Genomic DNA, 687 nt, shown 5'->3' on the forward strand with positions numbered 1-687 from the left:
AAACGCGGTTACTCAAAATGCCAATGACTTTAAAAATGATGCCGCCTATCTGAAGCCTGGCACGAACCCAGCTAACGCAACGTTTGATGATGTGACCTCTGCTAACCAAGCACGTCTGGGTTTAGAAAACTTAAACCCGAATGAACAAGCATTCGTGAAAGAGAATTTTGCGAGCTTTATTATCGGTAAAGACGCGATCTTCAGCCAGCTAACTAGCGGCTTTATGGAGGAGATGAGCCAACTTCATGCCTCTGATCTTGCTAAGAACCCAACTCATCTACAAGCGCAGCAAATTGCGTTGAGCGAAAAATACGAACAGCTAAGCGATAAAGTAAACGCTGAGTTTAATAAACAATTCGTGGCAAATCTTTAGCCACAGAGCCGTATTTATCTCTGTTCGATATGGAAAACATAGAAAGTTAAAAACACAAAAAGGCCCTCTTCTCGGGCCTTTTTCATGGCGATCATTTGTTCGGCTTTCCTCCACCTTTTCCGCCGCCCTTACCACCACCAGAACCCGCAACCGTGATGTTATCGCTCCATCCACTCCAGAACAAAGAACCATCGCTTTGCTGAATGCTGCCAACACGATAATGCACTTCGCCATTGGCACTGGAATCTTCAAACGCCGTGGCCGTAGGGTCGAGAACATCCCAACTGCTTAGGCTTTGCCATCGATTACGTTTT

The 687-nt window shown here is 45.7% G+C and carries 2 pseudogenes; one reads left to right on the forward strand and one right to left on the reverse strand.

Annotated elements, in window-relative coordinates:
• Positions 1 to 373 (forward strand): annotated as a pseudogene (locus tag R7R78_RS26550) (endonuclease); the annotation flags it as partial.
• Positions 374 to 464: 91 nt separating this feature from the next.
• On the opposite strand, the pseudogene R7R78_RS26555 reads toward R7R78_RS26550, so the two are convergent.
• Positions 465 to 687, reverse strand: a pseudogene (locus R7R78_RS26555) (serine protease); the annotation flags it as partial.

This window comes from Vibrio sp. 2134-1 (genome assembly GCF_033339495.1).